General features: G+C 49.4%; 24 protein-coding genes. 14 read left to right on the forward strand and 10 right to left on the reverse strand.

The genetic code is table 11. From position 1 onward, the window contains the following. The first annotated feature begins 35 nt into the window (after window positions 1–35). Window positions 36–485 carry a MarR family winged helix-turn-helix transcriptional regulator gene (locus KZ483_RS02295; protein WP_220351178.1) on the forward strand — a complete coding sequence of 150 codons (450 nt, stop codon included), beginning with the start codon at window positions 36–38 and terminating at the stop codon, window positions 483–485. 147 nt (window positions 486–632) lie between these two features. Here KZ483_RS02295 and KZ483_RS02300 read toward each other — a convergent pair whose 3' ends face one another. Together KZ483_RS02300 and KZ483_RS02305 are read right to left on the reverse strand one after the other, a co-directional pair. Continuing rightward, window positions 633–989 carry a VOC family protein gene (locus KZ483_RS02300; protein WP_397376176.1) on the reverse strand — a complete coding sequence of 119 codons (357 nt, stop codon included), beginning with the start codon at window positions 987–989 and terminating at the stop codon, window positions 633–635. A 160-nt stretch (window positions 990–1,149) separates the two neighbouring features. Then, window positions 1,150–1,914, reverse strand: coding sequence for a DUF6492 family protein (locus tag KZ483_RS02305; RefSeq protein WP_220351180.1), 765 nt, complete (start codon window positions 1,912–1,914; stop codon window positions 1,150–1,152). A gap of 162 nt (window positions 1,915–2,076) precedes the next feature. Here KZ483_RS02305 and KZ483_RS02310 point away from each other — a divergent pair, with 162 nt between their 5' ends. Both KZ483_RS02310 and KZ483_RS02315 read left to right on the forward strand, forming a co-directional pair. Further along, entirely contained in the window at window positions 2,077–2,439 is a 363-nt protein-coding gene (locus KZ483_RS02310; RefSeq protein ID WP_220351181.1) for an ASCH domain-containing protein, read from the forward strand. A 14-nt stretch (window positions 2,440–2,453) separates the two neighbouring features. Then, window positions 2,454–2,888 (forward strand): hypothetical protein, encoded by a 435-nt coding sequence (locus tag KZ483_RS02315; protein WP_220353213.1) that lies wholly within the window; start codon window positions 2,454–2,456, stop codon window positions 2,886–2,888. Window positions 2,889–3,041: 153 nt separating this feature from the next. Here the strand turns inward: KZ483_RS02315 and KZ483_RS02320 are convergent, their stop codons facing one another. Further along, window positions 3,042–3,344 carry a hypothetical protein gene (locus tag KZ483_RS02320; RefSeq protein ID WP_220351182.1) on the reverse strand — a complete coding sequence of 101 codons (303 nt, stop codon included), beginning with the start codon at window positions 3,342–3,344 and terminating at the stop codon, window positions 3,042–3,044. Between the two features lie 105 nt (window positions 3,345–3,449). Between KZ483_RS02320 and KZ483_RS02325 the strand changes: the two genes are divergently transcribed. After that, window positions 3,450–4,154 carry a pirin family protein gene (locus KZ483_RS02325; RefSeq protein WP_220351183.1) on the forward strand — a complete coding sequence of 235 codons (705 nt, stop codon included), beginning with the start codon at window positions 3,450–3,452 and terminating at the stop codon, window positions 4,152–4,154. A gap of 21 nt (window positions 4,155–4,175) precedes the next feature. Continuing rightward, window positions 4,176–5,120 (forward strand): aminoglycoside phosphotransferase family protein, encoded by a 945-nt coding sequence (locus KZ483_RS02330; RefSeq protein WP_220351184.1) that lies wholly within the window; start codon window positions 4,176–4,178, stop codon window positions 5,118–5,120. Window positions 5,121–5,200: 80 nt separating this feature from the next. Here the strand turns inward: KZ483_RS02330 and KZ483_RS02335 are convergent, their stop codons facing one another. Beyond that, the gene (locus KZ483_RS02335) at window positions 5,201–6,271 is read right to left on the reverse strand and encodes an SDR family oxidoreductase (RefSeq protein ID WP_220353214.1); all 1,071 of its coding nucleotides are present in this window, start codon (window positions 6,269–6,271) and stop codon (window positions 5,201–5,203) included. Window positions 6,272–6,465: 194 nt separating this feature from the next. On the opposite strand from KZ483_RS02335, the gene KZ483_RS02340 reads away from it, so the two are divergent. Further along, window positions 6,466–6,783, forward strand: coding sequence for an ArsR/SmtB family transcription factor (locus tag KZ483_RS02340; RefSeq protein WP_220351185.1), 318 nt, complete (start codon window positions 6,466–6,468; stop codon window positions 6,781–6,783). Window positions 6,784–6,890: 107 nt separating this feature from the next. Here the strand turns inward: KZ483_RS02340 and KZ483_RS02345 are convergent, their stop codons facing one another. Both KZ483_RS02345 and KZ483_RS29015 read right to left on the reverse strand, forming a co-directional pair. After that, entirely contained in the window at window positions 6,891–8,123 is a 1,233-nt protein-coding gene (locus KZ483_RS02345; protein WP_220351186.1) for an aminopeptidase, read from the reverse strand. Between the two features lie 128 nt (window positions 8,124–8,251). Continuing rightward, window positions 8,252–8,497 (reverse strand): hypothetical protein, encoded by a 246-nt coding sequence (locus KZ483_RS29015; protein WP_397376143.1) that lies wholly within the window; start codon window positions 8,495–8,497, stop codon window positions 8,252–8,254. A 249-nt stretch (window positions 8,498–8,746) separates the two neighbouring features. Here KZ483_RS29015 and KZ483_RS02355 point away from each other — a divergent pair, with 249 nt between their 5' ends. Genes KZ483_RS02355 through KZ483_RS02365 form a run of 3 tightly spaced genes read left to right on the forward strand, consistent with a single transcriptional unit; the run spans window position 8,747 to window position 11,820 of the window. Beyond that, entirely contained in the window at window positions 8,747–9,256 is a 510-nt protein-coding gene (locus tag KZ483_RS02355; protein ID WP_220351188.1) for a sigma-70 family RNA polymerase sigma factor, read from the forward strand. Then, window positions 9,225–9,569 (forward strand): hypothetical protein, encoded by a 345-nt coding sequence (locus KZ483_RS02360; RefSeq protein ID WP_220351189.1) that lies wholly within the window; start codon window positions 9,225–9,227, stop codon window positions 9,567–9,569. The genes KZ483_RS02355 and KZ483_RS02360 overlap by 32 nt, the downstream gene beginning before the upstream one ends. Next, entirely contained in the window at window positions 9,559–11,820 is a 2,262-nt protein-coding gene (locus KZ483_RS02365; protein ID WP_220351190.1) for a carboxypeptidase-like regulatory domain-containing protein, read from the forward strand. The genes KZ483_RS02360 and KZ483_RS02365 overlap by 11 nt, the downstream gene beginning before the upstream one ends. Before the next feature lie 114 nt (window positions 11,821–11,934). Here KZ483_RS02365 and KZ483_RS02370 read toward each other — a convergent pair whose 3' ends face one another. From KZ483_RS02370 to KZ483_RS02385, 4 genes are all read right to left on the reverse strand, one after another. Continuing rightward, window positions 11,935–13,503 carry a DUF3369 domain-containing protein gene (locus KZ483_RS02370; RefSeq protein WP_258881510.1) on the reverse strand — a complete coding sequence of 523 codons (1,569 nt, stop codon included), beginning with the start codon at window positions 13,501–13,503 and terminating at the stop codon, window positions 11,935–11,937. Continuing rightward, a complete protein-coding gene (locus KZ483_RS02375) occupies window positions 13,481–15,022 on the reverse strand; it encodes a sensor histidine kinase (RefSeq protein ID WP_220351191.1) in 1,542 nt (513 codons plus the stop codon). Before KZ483_RS02375 ends, KZ483_RS02370 begins: the two co-directional genes overlap by 23 nt. 13 nt (window positions 15,023–15,035) lie before the next feature. Continuing rightward, window positions 15,036–15,425 carry a hypothetical protein gene (locus KZ483_RS02380; RefSeq protein ID WP_220351192.1) on the reverse strand — a complete coding sequence of 130 codons (390 nt, stop codon included), beginning with the start codon at window positions 15,423–15,425 and terminating at the stop codon, window positions 15,036–15,038. A gap of 182 nt (window positions 15,426–15,607) precedes the next feature. After that, the gene (locus tag KZ483_RS02385) at window positions 15,608–15,910 is read right to left on the reverse strand and encodes a hypothetical protein (RefSeq protein WP_220351193.1); all 303 of its coding nucleotides are present in this window, start codon (window positions 15,908–15,910) and stop codon (window positions 15,608–15,610) included. A 179-nt stretch (window positions 15,911–16,089) separates the two neighbouring features. Here KZ483_RS02385 and KZ483_RS02390 point away from each other — a divergent pair, with 179 nt between their 5' ends. The 5 genes from KZ483_RS02390 (at window position 16,090) to KZ483_RS02410 (ending at window position 18,275) form a co-directional block, all read left to right on the forward strand. Next, a complete protein-coding gene (locus KZ483_RS02390; protein ID WP_220351194.1) occupies window positions 16,090–16,560 on the forward strand; it encodes a MarR family winged helix-turn-helix transcriptional regulator in 471 nt (156 codons plus the stop codon). An 18-nt stretch (window positions 16,561–16,578) separates the two neighbouring features. After that, a complete protein-coding gene (locus KZ483_RS02395; protein WP_220351195.1) occupies window positions 16,579–17,055 on the forward strand; it encodes a VOC family protein in 477 nt (158 codons plus the stop codon). 61 nt (window positions 17,056–17,116) lie between these two features. Beyond that, window positions 17,117–17,386 (forward strand): YkuS family protein, encoded by a 270-nt coding sequence (locus KZ483_RS02400; RefSeq protein ID WP_220351196.1) that lies wholly within the window; start codon window positions 17,117–17,119, stop codon window positions 17,384–17,386. Between the two features lie 329 nt (window positions 17,387–17,715). Then, window positions 17,716–17,916 carry a cold-shock protein gene (locus KZ483_RS02405; protein WP_040951936.1) on the forward strand — a complete coding sequence of 67 codons (201 nt, stop codon included), beginning with the start codon at window positions 17,716–17,718 and terminating at the stop codon, window positions 17,914–17,916. A 131-nt stretch (window positions 17,917–18,047) separates the two neighbouring features. Further along, window positions 18,048–18,275 (forward strand): cold-shock protein, encoded by a 228-nt coding sequence (locus KZ483_RS02410; RefSeq protein WP_220351197.1) that lies wholly within the window; start codon window positions 18,048–18,050, stop codon window positions 18,273–18,275. Window positions 18,276–18,322 lie beyond the last annotated feature (47 nt).

Below are 18,322 nucleotides of genomic sequence, written 5' to 3' on the forward strand. Positions count from 1 at the left end.
GTAATTTTTAAGTTGTGGAATAGGAGGTTCGGTGAATGTATCAAGGTGATGAACAGAGTCAGATTGATTTACGGCTTTTCCGTGTCTGGATGAAGGCTAGTAAAACAATTTTTGATCATGTCGTAAAAGATATAGAAAGGCACGGAATTAGTCCGGAGAATTTTATGATTCTTGAGCTGCTTTATAATAAGGGACCCCACACCATCCAAATAATTAGCGAAAAATTGTCTATTCCTAGTGGGAGCATCACTTACGTTGTCGATAAGCTTGAAAAGAAAGAATTCGTAAAAAGGGAGCCAAGTCCAACAGACCGTCGAGCTTCAAATGTAGTTCTAACTGACAAAGGTCAAAGTTTATTTAATGAAATCTTTCCTCAACACGTTGAAGTCATATCTGAAAATATGTCTTTCATAAGTAACGAGGAAAAAATACAGTTAACGAATCTTCTCAAAAAGCTTGGGCTTGGTGCAAGTCAGATTAAATAATCAAATTACAAAGTAAAGATAGACTGGCTTTGACCCCGATCGCGTCCGTCAAGAATTCAACATTCCTGAACATTTGATTCCGGTGAAACCCGCAGGGGGCGAGGCTCACGGTCAGGGGCTCTGTTAGCGAAATAGGTTGTCACTTTCTTATACGAGTGATTCGCCAAAACCAATCGTATACCCTTGCGGGTCTTTTATTGCGAACTCTCTCATCTTATATTCATTTGTTCTTAGTTGATATTGAAAAACTGCCCCTTTAGAGTTAAATTCATCATACAAATTATCAATGCCTTCTACCATTGCATAGACGTTTACGGCATTTTCGCCATGAGTCGGATAGTTTGGAATGATTGCATTTACTTCATCACTTTCATGAATTATCAACGTTAGACCTTCGCGTTCGACAAAACCCATTTCATAGTCGCACCAAAATCCAAGCATACTGTAATAGTCTAAAACCTGCTTTCGATTAGAAACAAATAAGATTGCGGAGAAATGTTTTATCTTACTTTGAACGCTTCAAACATGCCGATCCATTATTTCAGTCGGCGCTATTAAAGAAAGCGGCCGTCTCCATCTCGTTCATGCTCGCGATGTGTAACGCCGCCATATTATTCAGAAGGAACGGACCGGCTTATCTCTGCTGCTGCTTCCTCGAGTACCCTTAACGCTGGTGGAAGGAAATGGACCTGTACTTGAGAGAGAGCCGCTTGCGCTTGGCTGCCGACAGCCGGGATGCCTTTATGTGCAAGCTTTTGTTAAGAGCGGGCTTTCGTGCGAGCGTTCCGGGATAATGGGCGTGGAGGAAGTTTCCGTACGTCTCGAACTCGGAGAAACCGAACTGCTTCTTCTTGTTGATGCTGCGTATAATTGCGCCGTACCACGTAGTTTGATGCCTGGCTGCAATTGTTTTTTTCAGCTTCCTCACTTTCGAGCGTTCAAACAGCATGTAATGGGTTACAAAAGAACTGGGGGACCCGGCTTTCTGTCCGAGCAGCTTCCGGTAGGTTTTGAAATATTCCGGCTGACTCCACTTGCGGCAGTAAAAGACGGTCCGTCCGCCCGTAGTGCGGAAAGCATGCGGCCTAATAAGCACCGTATCGGCGTCAATGACCAAATAAAACTTCTGCGAGCTTAATGTATCGCCGCCCAGCTTGAGCAGCTGCTGGTAGAGCCAGCCCGACCGCTCCCATTTTGTTGAACGATAGTGGATGTTCTTCTTTGTAATCGGCAGGACGGTGTTCTCGTTAATAAAGGTGCAGCCCTTTTGTTTGCACAACCGTTTCATTCGTTTGCTGTTCGGGGAGACAATCAAGACCCTGCCGATCGGATGCTTGACCATGCTTCTCACACTGTCAATGACATATGGGAGGGTGCCCAAATCCTTCTCGATTGCCGGAATCAGTACATCTATTTTGGGAAGCGGCATTTTTTCATCTCCGTTTATAATGAAATTGTGCGGATGCATCATATTATGCCGTTGAGGACCTTCCCGCCACATGGCCTGCCATGTTGGCAGCCTCTTGCGAAAGGTGCAAAGGACGAGCCGTTATGCTAAAGTGGGTTAGACGAAAATAAGGAGGCTTAACTGATGACAAATCACAACGAGAAAACTATGGAACATGCTGATCTGCCGCCAAAAACTTGTTCGATCGAACGGATGGTTACGCTCCCTGCCGATGTCGAGCGGGTGCTTGCCGGGCAGAAGACGGCGACACGCCGTAACGGCAGATATGCGGATGTAGGCGAAATCATGACGCTGCAGGACCGCCAATTTGTCGTTGAACGGGTCTACTCCCAGTCGCTTGGCGAGTTGACCGATGAGCATGCCCGCCAGGAGGGCTACGCGACTGTGGAGGAATATAAGCAATCCATTCTGTCGATTCATCCCGGAATGCCATGGCTGCCTCATATGAGAGTATGGGTTCATGAGTTTCGCCCGGCACAGGATTAGTTCGAAGCGTGAATATACTGCACCGACTGCTTCTGTATATTCATATTCTGAGCGTCATCATGTCTATCGGACCTTTCTTCATATTGCTTCCGATGGTCAAGAAACTGCGGGCCGCGGAAGGCCTGGCACAGCAAGCATACGTAGACACGTTCAGGTCGGCTGTCAGGCTGGCTAAGCATGCCGGTCATATACTGGTCGTTTCCGGGATACTGCTTGTCATCGTCGGTTCGTGGGCATGGACGACCTCGTGGATTGTAATGACCGTACTCATTCTGGCAAGCTCGTTGTTCTTCCTGGCCCGCGCGTTCTCGCCGAAACTAAGAAAGTTCAGCGAGCCTGAACAGGACAAGGATGTCTTGATGAGAAAGCTCAGCCGTTCGGTCTGGATCTATATCGGTCTCTTAATGGTGATGCTGTGGTTTATGGTGGCCAAGCCATCTCTTTGGTAGAGTAAGCTAATGCCGCCGCCTGGCATTGAAGTGATCGCGGGGACAACGCTCGCACATTAATAGACAAGAGAAAGCCAGCCGGGCACGCATGCCAGGTTGGCTTTCTTGAAATCTAGAGATAGAGTAATGTTTATCGCTATGCCGTGCTAAACGTCACACTGTGTAATCGAGCCGGGAATCGGCGATTATAACCGCCTGCTTCGCTTCCTTGTCCACCTGAAGCGCACCGCTGCGGGAGTAGAACCAATACTTCTGATTCGGATTATCCTCAGGAATAACGAATAGATTCAATTCATCTCGAAATCGCAGCAGCATCTCCGCCACATCTGCGTCACTGATTCCGATCGTAAACTTCCACCCGCCGTCGATTTGCTCCAATACATAGCTGCCGCCATGCTTCTCCGTATCGAATAAGAGCATGCTGCCTACGGCATGTCTGATATACAAACGATTCATAAATACGCCTCCCTTGGCCGAAAAACTTGACAAAAATAAGTATAACACATACTTTCAATAAGTAAGGTGAAATCAAAAGGTTAGCCAAAAAGGATGTGATGCCAAGTGATTAAGATCTACCCGGAAGAGAACAGACATTCAGCCGATCATGGCTGGCTGCAGTGCAATTTCAGTTTCTCTTTTGCGGATTACTACGACCCCGAGAACATGAGCTTCGGTCCGCTTCGCGTGTTTAATGACGATGTGATTCAGCCGCTTGAAGGCTTCGGGACTCATCCCCACCGTGATATGGAGATCGTCACCTTCGTTCTGAAGGGTGAATTGAAGCACGAGGATAATACCGGCGGCAATGAAATCCTAAGACCCGGCGAAGTGCAGCGCATGAGCGCCGGCACGGGTATCCTCCATTCGGAGATGAATTCCTCGCCTGATGAAGCCACCAACTCGCTTCAGCTTTGGTTTTTACCGAGTGAAAAAGGCTTAACGCCTTCCTATGAGCAGCGGCCATATGACCAGGAGGCTGCGAGGAATGAGCTGCTCCCGGTCGTTTCGGGCCGGCTGCAATCAGAGGGCGTTACTTTCATCAACCAGGATTTAACCATCTACATGTCGAATCTTGAAGCGGGGAAGACGCTGAGCTTCACACAGGGGCCGGGCCGCAGAATCTATTTGTTCGTTATCGAGGGCGAGCTTATGTTAAACCGGACATCCCTGCTTGGTAAGCGCGACGCCGCCCGGATTACGGATATGACGCAGCTTGATATCGAATCCTTCGGAGGCTGCAGGTTCATGCTGATAGACTTGCCCTAAGCGGGGAAAGCGGATGATCAAATGGGGATACCTGTTGATATCGTCATGCCGGACGGGACGCTGAATGCGAATTATATCATCAAGAGAGAAACTTTGTACCTGGGCATGAACGGACAAGCGGTGGAGCGAATCTATCTTACTCCATCGCAGAGTTATATATTCAAACCTCTAACCAATAACGACCAATGGGGTAAGGAGATGTGGGTATACGAGCACGTGCTGCCCGCCTTCCCGGAAATTTATCCGAAGCTGATTGCCGGCTCATCCGACGCTGCAAGCGGCCTGCATTGGATCTTATTTGAGGATCTTGGCCCTCTCCGTCACGACTTCCGGGAAGCGCTCGCGCTTAAAGTTGTGGCGCATACGGCCTGGTGGCATGCGCTGCCTTCAGGGCATTTGGCCGAGGCGCCGCTGAGAGGTCCGAAGCCCTTCATCGAAGAGGTAGCCGCGGAGCTGTTCAGCGACAGAGCGGAAATCATGCGCGATATGCCAGCGCTCTCAATCCCAACGGGAAAGCTTGAATCCGTGTACGCGGCGCTGGAAAGGGAGCCCTTTTCCAGGGAACGTGTGCTCTCGCACGGAGATCTTCATTCGGGCAATTACGCGTTGGCGGGTCAGCGTCTTATGGTCCTCGATTGGGAGCATACTCACCTGAATTCGCGCTTATGGGATCTATATCACATTATCGACATGTCGCATCCCGTTTTTCCGAAGACGGTTACGGGACGCATCAGGGACCGGCTGCTGGCGGCATATGCCGAGCAGGCCGAACTCGGTGGCCATCGGATAGATAGACCGGCGTTTATGCGCGAGTATGCAAGGTTTACCTGTGCGTTCTCCATCTGGATGATCCGGCTTATCCTTCAGGACCTTTCCCGTAATGAGACCAAATGGCCCCGCCGGCAGCTGGAGAGGCAGCTTGCGGAGACGATTGGAAGCTTCAAGCAGTGCAGTGATAGGATTTAAAAGGTTCTTTATAAATAATGCCGCCTTCCCGGTGTTCGGTAGAGCGGCATTTTTAATTCGATACGGCTTGCGATTACGGCTCAGGGAATCACCTTGCGCCGGCGGAAATCCTCGAAAATGTTCATGAACATCGCTTCGGTGTCGACATACTCGTGGAAGCCGAACCGGCGCGCCTTCGTGCCGTCGGCGAACATGTCGTAATCCCATGAGAATACGAAATCGCCGAAGCCCCAAGACGATACATCCTTGTAGGGGTGCCGTTCAAGTCCGTACTTCTCGGTCATGACGTTCCAGAGAGGCTCTTTGTCGGCCATGACGATGTCAAGCGACATCGGCAGCGGAGGTGCTGTCTCAAGGTCAAAGAACCGGGCGATCTTCGGCCACATCTCGCTCCAGCGGAAAAGATCGCCGTTATTGATGTTGAACGCCTGATTAGCGCAGCGCTCATCAGTTGCCGCCCATACAGTGGCCTGCGCGAGCAGCCCGGCGTCCGTCATTTCGAGCAGCTTATCGTATGCGCCCGGTTTGCCCGGGAACCGCAGAAGCACCCCCAGCTCCTTCGAGATCGAGGCATATACTGCGATGACCATGGCCAGGTTCATCGGATTGCCGAGCGCGAACCCACCCACTACGCTGGGACGAATCGCCGACCATGTCCAGGGTTTGCCCTTCTGCCGTTCTTCAAGGAAGCTCTGCTGGTCGACATTGAACTCCGGCGGCATATGATTGGCGTCGGTCTCGCGGGCCGGCGTCTTAAAGGGGCCCAGATGCGCGCCGTATACTTTATATCCCTGCATCAGGCTTACGTGGCGCAGGCCGGATGCAGCGGCTTCGACAGCCTCGACGACGTTAACCAGCATGTCAACATTGGGCTGCACGAGTTCGGCCCAATTGGGCCGGTCCTGATATGCGGCGTAGAAAATGTGCGTCACTTCGGAGAGACCACCAAGCTTCTCCCTGCAGTCATCCCGGTCCAGCAGGTCCACCGCCACGTATCTTATGCGTTCTGACGAGACTCCTCCGCGCCGCGACAGGCCGATGACGTCCCAATCTGCGAGCGTCAGGAGGTGATCGATAAGATTGCGGCCGATGACGCCGCCTGCTCCTGCGACCAGGGCGACCTTGCCATTCGTTTGCACTTCTTGATTCATACATACCGGCTCCTTTGGTTTGAATTCCGTGAGTGTCGAACAATAAGTCAACACGTACCATTTGTTTAATGTACTAGAAACATCGTACAATTGCATGTTATCATTTTCCCAGCATTAGTCAACCTTTATTTCTTTCCATTGTACTAATGATTTAGTTCATTTGAATTTGATATGGACTGTGATAAAATGATGGCATGAGAAAACCATACCAGCCTTCCATCAATGAAATAAAATTGTCTTCCGTTCTGCATGCGTTAAGCGATCCCCGGCGTTTGCAAATCGTGAAGAGCCTAAGTGAAAAGTTCGAGCAGAACTGTACGATTTACCATGAGCTCGAGATACCGAAATCGACGCTGACGCATCATTTGAAGGTCCTGCGAGAGGCAGGTGTCACAAAGCTAAGGATAGAAGGGACCCAGCATTATTATTCTCTGCGAATCGAGGATCTCGAGCAGCTGTTCCCCGGCCTTGTACATTCGATTCTTAATGTGAATTCCGAGTTGATTGAATAAAGAGAATAACACGGACCGCGGCTAAAACAGAAATCGCCCTTCACCCTTGCCTTTCGGGCAAAGTGAGGGGCGATCTATTTTAGAAAGCTATAAGAATGGACGGGAACTCAGACAGCCCAATTGCCCTGCCGAAAGATCGGAAAGACCGTTCCGTCATCCATAATCCCGTCTATGTCCATTTCGGCCGAGCCGATCATGAAATCGACATGCGTAATGCTGGAATTGACGCCGCTTGCGGCAAGCTCTTCGGGAGACATCGTTTTACCGCCTTCGATATTGAATGCATATCCGCTGCCGATCGCGAAATGGTTCGAAGCGTTCTCGTCGAACAACGTATTGTAGAAGAGAATATTCGACTGTGAAATCGGGGACTCATGCGGCACCAGCGCGACTTCGCCCAGATAGTGCGACCCTTCGTCGGTGTCGACCAGCTGCTGCAGAATAGTCTGGCCTTCCTCCGCTTCCACCTTCACAATGCGTCCCTTCTCGAACGTCAGCTTGAAGCGGTCGATTATATTGCCGCCATAGCTGAGCGGCTTTGTGCTCGATACATATCCATCCACGCCCTCGCGGAGCGGTACGGTAAACACTTCTTCCGTCGGCATGTTGGCCATAAAGCTGACCCCGTCCTTGGACGTACTTGATGCGCCTACCCACAGATGCTTATCCGGCAGCTCTACCGTAAGGTCCGTACCCGGGGCGCGATAATGCAGCTTGCGGAAGCGTCTTTCGTTAAGAATCTCGACCTTTGCATGCAGGCTGCCGTTATGCTCTTCCCAGGCTGCAACGGGATTGCCGGCCGTCAGTCTGACCGAAGCGAATATCGCATCCCACAGCTTATCGACCGCTTCCTCGGCACTTACACCCGGAAACACCCTCATCGCCCATTCTTTGGACGAAGCCGCGACAACCGTCCAGCTCACTTTATCCGATTGGACCGCCCGCCGGTATTCGGCCAAGCCTTGACCTGCGGCCTTCTGATAGTTGCCGATTCGCTTCGGATCGATGCCTTTGAGCAAATCCGGATTAGGGGAAATGATGGCCACAAAAGCCGCTCCGCGCTCTACGAAAGAATTGCGCTTGGCCGTTTCCCATTCCGGGAACGAAGTAAACACCTCGTCAGCGGCTTTCTCGTATTTGAGCCGGGAGAGCGCTTCATCCGTCCAATCAACGTGGACGCTGCTTGCACCGGCTATGTAGGCCTGTTCTGCCACAAGCCGCGCCAAAGGCGCCATATCGATCGCACAGTTGACGAATACCTCCTGTCCCTGCTGGACGTTGACGCCCACCTTAACAATCAGCTCCGCATATTGCTTCAGCTTCTGATTCAAGTCCGCCATCCGAATCATCCTTCCCTTAGCTAAATAATGGTACTCGTCTCCATTGTAATCGTCTTTGGGCGGAATATCTAATGCAGCGTGCTTAGTCGACTCAGAAGGGCGCAAGCACTGAGTAGTGTTTTGCGCTCCTACATTATTGTCGGCGTACTCAATGTTTGCTCGTCCGAAAAATTCACATCAGGAGATGCAGCCTGTTTTAGGGTGTTACGTTTCAGCAGCAGCCAGACCTGGCTGGCGATGTAGACAGTGGAGTACATCCCTACCATGAGGCCGATTGTCATCGCGAGCGAGCAGCACAAAGTAACACTAAATATACTCGATTCGAATGAGATCGTTTCATGCATTGATGGCGAGCGGGTATATTTCCGCAACATTGTATACTGCTCTGACGTCCTCAAATTTAAGGATTTCAACCGGTAATTAACTTGAGAAAGATAACTAACACTTATTCCTTTTTTTCTCGACGTTATGTTGGGTTGGTTTTAATCTAATGTAACAAAATAATTTCATGAATTTGCAACCTAAAGGGTCGGAGCTGCATCATAAGTGCATGAGAGGGGGAGCGCGCCCTGGATGTCATACAGAAACTAATAGAGAAAGATGAAACCGCGCTTCGGGCGCTTATGCATCAATACGGCGATTATTTAATGCGCATGGCTTTCCTGCTGCTAAAGGATCGGCAGGCGGCAGAAGAAGCGGTTCAAGACACCTTCATCCAGGCGTTCAATAAAATCGGGCAACTGCAGGATCCGGTCAAACTTAAAGGCTGGCTGATTCAGATTGCGATCAACCGGTGCCGAATGAAGCAACGGACGTGGAGCTGGAAGCATCTATTTCCTTTTGCGCGGATGGAACAGGTGGAGGTGGGACGCGAACCCGGCCCTGAGGAGATCATATTGACCGAATGGCGGAATGAGCGGCTGGGCGACGCTGTTCATAGTCTTGATTATAAATACCGCGAAGTGATCACTCTCTTCTATTACAACGAAATGAGTGTTAAAGAGATTGCCGGGTATTTGCAATGTAATGAAAATACGGTCAAGGCAAGGCTGGCCAGAGGCCGCTTGCAGTTGAAACGGATCATTGAGGGGGGAGAGGGATATGAAGATGGATCGCGAGCAGGACTCTTTTAAGCGGCGCTTGGATGAGGAATTGGGAGAGCTTCATTTTACACGAGAGATGGAAGTGCTTGAACGAACGCATCCGGCAACATGGCAGGCGCGGCTCAAGTCGATATGGAACAAAGAGATCGAGGTCCCTCTTCTGCCGGTTTGCGCGGCATTCCTGCTCCTATTCGCCACAGTAGTGATCTATGGTTCACTTAATTTCGGTTCCCCTGCTGGGCGACATTCCGTTGATCGGGAGCAACGCCATTTAATTGTGGCCGGAGGCAGCACTTACTGGAAGGAAGACTTCGAGAAGGCGGTGGCAGCTCATGAAAATTAAAATAAAAGTGAAGCATTTGATCCTGCTGATCGCATTGGCCTTCATTCTGCTGCCGCTGATCGGGTATGTAATACTTCCCAATGTGAAAGCGTTCGTTGCCGTGAAACGGTTTGATCAAGGCAGCGTCAATGGTAAACAAGCTGTAATTGAGCTCATTAACGGATCCCTTACCGCTAAGAAAAAGTGGGAGCTCATTCGTACCAAAATTATCGAGCAAGGTCCGAATTCGTTGGCGGCACACTATGATGTCTATGTCGGTCCCGGATCGTCACAAGTGAACGGGGATGAGGGATCGGTAACGCACTTTAGTTGGCCTGAGAAGCAGCCGTATCTTGAGGCTTATTTAAAGGGCGGCCCGGTAGATGGTTACTTGGCACGTACAGCCAGACAGCTTGCTTATTATTACAATATGGAAGGCAAGCAGGACCAGGCGATGCAGGCTTTGGAGCTTGGGGAGAAGCGGCTGACAGGCAAACTAAACGACTCTCAGCGGCTGGGCTTAATGCTGGATAGGGCCAGACTCGCTGTGAACAACGGAGATGATGACACAGTCGAACAGGTTATAGATCAAATGGCCGTTCAGTTGGGCCCGTCACGGTCCTATATGGACAGCGAGCTTGCAAGGCTTCGCGCGCAACTCCTCATTAGCCGGGGCAGTTTGAAGGAAGCGCTCGATCAGATTAATAATGCGCTCGATGAGCATAGAAGGGAATTAGGCAAGAAAACAGAGCAATTTCCGGAAGAAAAAAGTGTATCGGTTACAGAGGGGCAGATGGACATATTGAAAGAAAAACTTGAGCGCGCAATAAAACAAGGCGGAAAAGTCGCCTCCACCGTAAATGGTTCGGTCAAACAAAGCGACGGAACCCCGATGCCATATGTTGGTGTATTTTTGCGAAATCGGACTGACGTTAACCATAGTGTTGTAGAGGGCGAGCCTTACCAAACGATGACGGATACGCACGGTAATTTCTCATTCAAAGGGGTATTGCCGGATAGCTACCAGCTGTATCTCGGACTCTCGTTTGAACAAATTGACGGCTGGACATGGCCGGTACAGAACGATGAATGGATAGATGTGAAAGGCAACGAGCGGTTATCGGAGGAAGTCGTGCTCCATCCGCTGCTTCAATTGATCTCTCCGGTCAATCAGCGCACGATAACCGGGGAGCAGGTTGATTTTCAGTGGGAGCCTGTCGAAGGTGCAGCTTACTACCAACTCAACGGTCAAATACCGATAAAGGATGGATCGGTAGGCACCATCCTTCGTACAAATATTAGGAATCATTATATCCAAATTCCCATTGAAACGATGTATGATATGCAAACGGGATTGGCCTTTGCCAAGAGCGGCGATTGGTCAACGGTTGAACCGGCGACGCTGCTCGGCTATGCGAACACGGAGGCACGTTTCTCGTGGGACATTGAAGCTTATGACCGGAACGGTCGTCTGTTGTCCAGAAGCAGCGGCTACCGGTTGAATAAAGAGAGTATGGGCAACCTGCCTTTTTTCTATTTGAAGGAACGGAAATTGACCATTGGTGACCGAACACTGCTGGAACGCCGTCCGGCACAAGCATTTTCAGCCTATAAGAATGCGTTGGAAAAGGATCCCCGCGATATCCATAGTCTTCGCATGGTGATCCGGTTACTGCAATCGCAGGCTTCGATTCTCGGGAAGAAGGAGGCGGAGAAGGAGGCGCTGCCTTATATTAAGCGGATGATAGAACTTAACCCCGCTGAGAATTATATCTATATGCTTGTGGATTACTATTACACCAATGAAGATTGGATTGCATTCAACGCGTATTATAAGCAGTACATCAGAACCCTTACGGACCCGCCTTCCGCTTATGTTCAGTCGATTTACGCGACGGCGTTAATGAAGCAAGGGAAACTCAAGGAAGCTGAAAGGGAATTCACGCTTGCACTGCGCAGAGACCGCAGCCACCGGTTCGTGGGGAACATGCTGGCACTCAATCTGTATACCGAAGGCATATATGAATCGGCCCTTGCTCTTGCCAAGACGTATCCTGAACGTTCCTATGGCGAGGAAGGCCGCGATTGGTCTAATCTTATCAAACAACTGATTAAGGAAGCACAACGCGACCCGTCGCTCTATTCCAGGGAATTGCATGAGAAGCTGGGCTGGTACATCCAAGGTGAGGATGACAAGCTGAACCGCTGGACAACAACGACAACATATATGGGTATGAAAGCTTTCATTCAAGCGCTGCTTGTTGTGAAGTGACGTTAGCTTATCGAGTGATTCGCCTAGGATCGGACCATTTCTGGTCACGCTTGTAAGGAGCGCCGGCGCAAGGCGGAAAAGGCGGGCGCCCCCAACAAACGGTAATACTTAAAGTTACGAGATAATGCGGTCCGCATAATCGGCCTTTATTTCCAACACTTCATCAAGATGCTCCAGGAAAATATCAACGACGTTCGGATCAAAGTGTTTGCCGCTTTCCGAACGAAGTAATGCGACTACTTCTTCGATCGGCCAAGCCTTCTTGTAAACGCGGTCACTGCAGAGCGCATCGAATACATCGGCTACGGCCGTAATGCGGGAGAAAATATGTATCTCTTCTCCCTTGAGCTTATTCGGATAACCGGTCCCGTCATACCTCTCGTGATGCTCAAGAGCAATGATCGCTGCGGTAAGAATAATCTCTTTCTTCGAATGATTTAGCATACTGAAGCCCATCGTCGTATGTGTCTTTATCAGCTCAAACTCTTCGGGCGTCAGCTTGCCCGGCTTGTTCAGCACCGAATCCGGTATGCCGACTTTGCCGACGTCATGCATCGGCGAAGCAAGCCGCAGCAGCTCGGCTTCTTTCTCAGGCAGCCCGAGCCTCAGCGCCAGCAGCTTCGAATATTCAGCGACCCTTTTCACATGGTTGCCTGTCTCCCGTGAACGAGTTTCAGCAATTTCCCCCATAGTAAAGATGATTTCCTTCTGTGTATTGACCACTTCTTCATTCAGATAAAGATTTTCGAAAGCAACGGAGACGTTCGCACAGTAAATTTCGATCAAATATCGGTCCCACTCGCTGAGCGGGGCGCCGCCGCGAAAATAGATGACATTTTCGGAGCCTGACTTGCTCTCGAAATAAATGATGAAATGCGAATCGTAAAATTCGCTGCGTTTGCGTTCGAAGGCCTGCTGCATCTCCTGCATGGCGGCGACCGGAATCGTTCCGTGGGCGCGCTCGCCGACAAGTCCCGAATATTCACCGGTCGCAGCCATGATGATGAAATCCTGCTCGCCTTTCGTTGCCGCAAAGCTGCTGATGCTGCCGACATGAAGTGCGTTCTTGTGCAGATTTAGAATGCTCGTCAGCTGCAGCAGCACACCGGACGAGAATTTCCCCAGCGATTGCAATTCGAACAGGCTTGCCGAAGATTTGATGATTTCTTCAAGTCCAATCTTATTTTTCTCAATGACCGTGATATCCCGGTATGCGCGAAGCGCCGAGACGAACATGGTGAACAGCTTCTGGCTGGTTAGCTCCGTCTTTTCCTTATAATCGTTAATATCATACTCGAGAATGACGGTTTTCTCCGGCGCCTGTCCGGGCTGACCGGTACGAAGCATAATGCGGACGCTGCTGTTTTTTAAATCGTTTCTAATGTATTTGACCAGCTGCAGGCCCGAATCGTCCTCCTCCATAACGACATCAAGCAGGATGAACGCAGTATCCGCATGGAGGGAGAGGATTTCACGAGCTTCGCGTGCCGAATAAGCGCTGATGAATTCGATCCCTTTCCCTTCAAACTCGAAGTCGCTCATGACCAATTTGGTCACTTGATGAATTTCTTTGTCGTCATCGATTATTACGACCTTCCACATGTCCGCCGTACGCAGCGGAACGCTCTCATTTTCTTCGGCGAAAAAAAACACTTCTTCTTCAAGCGAATTGTTGTAGCTCATGCGTCTTCTCCTGTCCTGTAGGGATATCGATTATGAACGTTGTACCTCGGCCCGGTTCACTATAGCAGTGAATTGTCCCGCCAAGCTTCTGGGTGATAAGATTGTACACGATATTCATGCCAAGTCCGGTGCCGCCCTTACTGCGGTTGGTCGTGAAGAACGGGTCGAAAATTTTATCGGCCACGTGTTTAGGCATTCCTTTACCGTCGTCGGCGTATTGGATGATGAGATGGCCTCTCTCGCTTTGAATGCGTAACAGCATATAACCCTCATCCTCCGGCTCATATGCGTGTGTGAGCGAGTTCATTACGAGATTCGTAACGATTTGGGATACAACGCCCGGATTTGAAGTCACTTCCATATTGTAATCGCCTAGCACGGCTATCCGCTGTCTTGTTTTTCTGATCGTCGGCTGCAAGCTGCGCAGGATATCCTCTATATATTCCAATAGCCGAAACGTGCGTTTTTCTTCATGCGATTGATCCACTGATACCTGCTTGAAGCTTTTGATAAGCTCGGAAGCGCGAAGCAAATTCGTTTGGATTATACCGGTTGTTTCCTGAGCCATCTTAATATAGCTTTCCAGATCCGACTTTTTCATGCGGTTCTGCTCATACAGCCCGGTGAAATCCTTTGTCCGCTGATCCAGATACGAAATTGCCGTAACGCCAACGCCGAGCGGCGTGTTTATTTCATGTGCGACGCCGGCAACCAGCCTGCCCAGCGCGGACATTTTCTCTGATTGAACCAGCTGTTCTTGTGTACTCTGAAGCGTATGCAGCGCTTGCCTCAATTCGCCGTATCGCGCATCCAAATTTTCCACCATGTCGTTGAAAGCATCGGCTACCTCTGTTATTTCGAGCGAAGCGTTCATTTGCAGCCTCGTGGTTCGTTTCCCGAGCTTTATTGCTATCGCCGCCTGGCGCAGGGTTAGCAGGGGTCTCACCAGCAGCTTTCGAAGGCTGAACCACAATAGGATTACAAACCCGATATCGCATATGAGTCCTACCACTATCGAGCTCATGACATTATTTTTGATTAGTGCTTCCTCGACGCTTATGTTTAACAAAAGCTCGATGGCGCCGACCGTAGTGCCATCCTCAAGCAGGGGCGCAAGCAGCCGGACCTTTGGTTCATCGCCATTAAGCAGCTGTTGGTCCACAAGAGTCTTGCTGTCTATCAACGTTTCTCCAACATATTTCGGAGAGACGCGTCCTATGAGGCTTCTATCCGTTGAGGCGAGAATATACCTGTCGCTCCCGTGCAGGGTCAACTCGAGCACGTTAGCATTCCGAAGCTGTATGTAATCGAACATTTGTTGTATATCTTTAACGGATCTTGATTCCTCATATCTGGCGTTTAGTGCGGTCGTGATGCCGGTCATCTGACTGAAGAGAGCTTGGCGTACCGTTTGCTGCAGACTTTGGGCATGAAATGAAACGATGATGACTGTCATCGCCAAGATGACGAGCGAGACCAGAACGACAAGTTTGAACTGCAGGCTAATGGTTCGAATCATACCTGGACTCCTGTCATTTGATCACGAAATCGATTTGCTTAGCGATATCGTAAGGTGTGTGGTCATTGTTATGAAGCGATACATTAACAGTATGCTTGCCCGGCGTCAAATTCTTGAAAGTATATTGTTTATCGGCAATCATAAGCTTCTCCCCATTGTCCAGATATAGATGAATATGGCCTTCACCGGCCACTCGCTCCATATCAAAGTCGTCTTCCGACATCCTCAAATTAGTAGTAATGGTCAACGTAGCGCTTCTCCCGGCCGTTGTGACCTGCAAACTAAGTGTCGGTTTGGCCATCGTCTTGGACGGCGGGGGCTCTTCCACCTCTGACATCGTATTTGTACTGCAGCCTGCCAAAAGCAATAAAACAGCCGCTAGAGCAACCCACTGTTTTTTCATGCAAGATCCTCCGTCTCCTCTAGTTCAATAGTTGCGGATTTGGTAACATTATCTATTATAGCATGTTTTTATTTGTCGAATAAAATCGAAAAAATTCATATTTCTGCTCTAGTAATTTCCGATAGGATCAGGGCGCCGCAAGCTGTATGTTTTGAGAATTTGGATGGATTTTTGCTGCTGGCTTAAAGCATTCCGAAGCGCTTCAAGTGCTTCCATAGCTTTTCCTTCTGTAAAATTTCCTTCTGTTTTGTCCCTATTAAGTCGAAATGGGGGAACGGCTGTCGGTTATGGATATATGTGGGGTCTAGTCCGTGTCCGGCACACCACTGAGACAGAAGCTCAAGGTTGGAGCAGCCAACTTTCGTTACCGTTTTGACGTCCGGAAACCGCGGGTCAAACCAGAAATGGGTCAGGAAGGCTATTTCGCCTTTTGTCACCGCCTCTTTCCACTCTGCCAATTCTTCTCTGATGATCCCGAATGCCATTTCGCTTCATCCTTTATCGTTATAAGTATTTGCTTAATTATATCAAGGGAAATTGTTAAATACCCGTTGCCGTCTAACCGCAGCCGGACGCTTGACAGTGCCCTGTTCGGCGGGCTATGCTGACATTACCACGAAATTTAATTGCACACAAATTAATTTGGCGAAAAGAGGCTGATACAATGAGCCGGACTGAATACCTTAAGCTTGATAATCAACTGTGTTTTTCTTTATATGCAGCCTCAAGGGCAATCTCGCGGATGTACCGGCCGCTGCTGGATGAGCTTGGTCTTACGTATCCGCAGTATCTGGTGCTGCTTGTGCTGTGGGAACGGGAGCACAGTACGGTCAAGGAGTTGAGCGAGGTGCTTGACCTTGACTCGGGAACGCTGACGCCGATGCTCAAGCGGATGGAAGCAGCCGATCTTATCGAGAGAAAGCGTTCATCCGAGGATGAACGGGTGGTGGTCGTTCGTATAACCGAAGCAGGCCGCGCTCTTGAGGAGAAAGCGGTCTGTATTCCGCAATCGCTGTTTGCTTCCAGCAGCCTGCCCCTGGAGCAGCTCATTGAAATGAACGAGCAGCTCAAGTTATTGATGCGACAAATCAACCAGGCGAGTCAATCGGACGGAGTCCGCGTATCCAAAACTTAAAGAGGAGATGTGCCAAACATGCCTAAAGGAATTCTCGGAACGAATGTGATTACTCAGATCGGTATTCTGGTGAATGATATCGACGCCACAAGCCAGGCTTACGCTGATTTTTTCGGCATCGCGAAGCCGGAGTGGTTCCTGACGGATACGGTAGACGCCGCCCGCACGGAATTCCGCGGTCAGGCGACCGAAGCGCGCGCCAAGCTTGCCTTCTTCGACATGGGCGCCCTGCAGCTTGAATTAATTGAGCCCGATCATAATCCGAGCACTTGGCGGGAGTATCTGGATGAGCACGGTGAAGGACCCCACCACATCGCTTTTGTGATTAAGGGAATGAAGGAGAAGATTGCTCTTCTCGAAGGCAATCAAATGCAGCTGCTGCAGAAGGGCGAGTACACAGGCGGACGGTATGCCTATATGGATACGTTTAAACAGTTGAAGGTATTGGTCGAGCTGCTGGAAGATGATAAAGAGCAGGAGCAGCTGCATGTATAAATCAAGCTGGAAGCTGCACAATATAGGAGGTGTTGGCAGACATTATACAGGGAGGTAAACCATGAGAAAGATTGCCGTTGAAAACTCGCTCAGCCACTGGAAAGACTCGCTTCAGCAAAACGGGTACGATGTGGTCGATCTTGACACTACCCAGCAGACGTATGTGCCGGATGTCCTTTGTTATGTTATTACAGGGCAGGACAAGGATGTTATGGGCATGGCCGACTTGCAAGCCGATCTGCCGGTGATCAACGCGGAAGGCATTACGGAAGCCGAGCTGCTGGAGCAAATCAAGCAGCGCACGGACATGGTGCTCTCGGCACGCGGATAGCATATTTTGCGACATTGCCCGGGGAAGCACTCGGCAGAGGAATTCCCCGGTGGATTTTTATGTGGAGATGTGGCATAATGGAAGAGCATGAAGGATATACTTATTGGAGTGATTGATTCTCTCCAAGCAAGCGACAAAATAATACTTGGATACATTTGCTTTTCAGATTAAGTTATGATAAGATGATGTTATCCATAAAAAGAACCTGAATTCATGTGTTGAAAAGGGTTATCATTTGCGAAAGATGGAACCTTTCTCAATGTGTGAATTTTTTATTTGGTTTCTTGAATAAAAAGGTACATGTTAATTTAAAAGTGGAGGTAATACCCATGCAAACAGGAACAGTTAAATGGTTTAACGCTGAGAAAGGCTTCGGCTTTATCGAAGTTGAAGGCGGAAACGACGTATTCGTACATTTCAGCGCAATCGTTGGCGACGGCTTCAAATCGCTTGACGAAGGTCAACGCGTTGAGTTCAACGTTGTTCAAGGCAACCGCGGACCACAAGCAGAAAACGTTGTAAAACTGTAGTATTTTCAAGCTGTCTGACAAAACTGCCCTTAACATGTGTTGAGGGCAGTTTTTTTAACTATCAGCAAAGCAACTCTGGATCTTTTTCTGATATGTAAAACTTCTTCTTAGACTCAAAGGAGGGATCAGTCTTGTATAACAGAAAAAAACCGTTAGAGGATATTCCCGAGGAAAACACAATGATTTGGTCATGCGAGAAAGAAGGCTGCAAAAGCTGGATGCGTGATAATTTCGCATTCGAGCATGTACCGACCTGCCATATCTGCCAGACACCTATGGTGAAAAGCATGAAAATGCTGCCGGCGCTCAATAATTCGAACGGCGACCTCAAATTGCTCAAAAAAGGCGTTCAAATATAAAGGCCATCCCAGACTAATTGTCGGGATGGCTTTTTTTCTGTTTTACA

The sequence above is a fragment of the Paenibacillus sp. sptzw28 genome, from assembly GCF_019550795.1.
Classification (GTDB): Bacteria; Bacillota; Bacilli; order Paenibacillales; family Paenibacillaceae; genus Paenibacillus_Z.